Annotated in this window: 1 protein-coding gene and 1 pseudogene; one reads left to right on the forward strand and one right to left on the reverse strand. The window is 46.9% G+C overall.

Annotated elements, in window-relative coordinates:
• On the forward strand, window positions 1–537 hold a 537-nt coding region (locus KDK18_RS09950; RefSeq protein ID WP_257254748.1), incomplete at its 5' end, for a BON domain-containing protein.
• Between the two features lie 383 nt (window positions 538–920).
• On the opposite strand, the pseudogene KDK18_RS09955 reads toward KDK18_RS09950, so the two are convergent.
• Window positions 921–1,298, reverse strand: a pseudogene (locus tag KDK18_RS09955) (NADPH-dependent FMN reductase); the annotation flags it as partial.
• Window positions 1,299–1,390: the final 92 nt, after the last annotated feature.

Below are 1,390 nucleotides of genomic sequence, written 5' to 3' on the forward strand. Positions count from 1 at the left end.
GTCATACTGCTGGGGGGTTGTTCGACCATTTTAAGCAGCGTCAATGAAGACCCCATCCGTATGGACCCCACAGAGCGATCATGGGGCAATTTGATAGACGACCAAACCATTGAAACCATTGCAGCCGTCAACATTAAGAAAGCCGACGAGCGCTTTAAAAACAGTCGCATTAAAGTCGTCAGCTTTAATGGCACCGTGCTTTTAATCGGACAGGTGCCCAGCAACGAGCTTAAACACCTGGCAGAAGAGACTGCCAAAAATGTCAGCGAAGTTGACAAGGTCTACAACGAACTTACTTTAGGCATTAACGCCAGCCTGCTCGAACAGAGTAACGACTCCTGGCTAACGACGAAGGTGAAGACCAATCTGATCAAGAGCGAAGACGTTTCTGCAGACCGCATCAAGATCAATACAGAAAAAGGTACTGTCTACCTGATGGGGCTGACAACACCCAGACAAGCACAGGCTGCAGTGGACATTACCAGGAACACTGGTGGCGTTCAGAAAATAGTCAAAGTCTTCGAATACATTCAGTAGCCCAAACAACTATGCTGGCGCAGCCATATTCAACAGGTCTTGTCCGCTTGTGCCAGCTTTTCTCACCCCTTGTCAAAACCTATCCATTCAACAAGCTAAGTAAAAATAGCACCAGAGGAAAGCCTTGCACTTTCCTCTCTCTTCCGAAATACCCATACCTTGTTTCACTGGCCTCAATGCGACTCAGCATTTCATATTCGGAGAATCTGTCTTCTTTCATACGGGGAGCACCTTTCGTCGTGATTAAGCAACCAAGCCACCATTTTTGAGTTTAATAATGTGAGAGGGGTGGATCATTTCTCCGCCAGTCATGTGCTTATTTTCAGGTAACAGAAATAAAATCGAAGAGAGGGAGAGCGCCACGAGCACTCTCTGAATGAAACTTACATGCCGTTTCGGAAAGTCTGGTGATCAATAACACCGCTTTCACGCACAGTTTTTAATCCAAGTGCATACTCTTTCAGGACGACCAGGCTGTAATCCATACGCTTTTGCATATGTTGATCAGCCTCTGCATCTTCACCCGTCATGACAGAAGTGACATTCCGCACAATAAGGTGATCAGGAATGTAGCACAGACGGCAATTCTTATAACTGCTTGAACGCAGCTCCACAACAGGGTAAGAACCGCCCTGCCCGGAAGACACCGCTGTAATCAAACCTGGCTTATGCCCTAATTGCTCTGCCCCGAAGATCAGGAAAAAGTTTTTCAGACCTGAAGGAACCATACCATTCCACTCCGGTGTCACCACTACAATCGCATCACTAGCAGCCTGTCGGACTTAAGCGTCCGTAGCGAGGATTGCAAGAAATTGAGGATAAAAATTTCTGCTTCTGAGGAGAATAGCGAGCT

Source organism: Endozoicomonas sp. SESOKO3 (assembly GCF_024606255.1).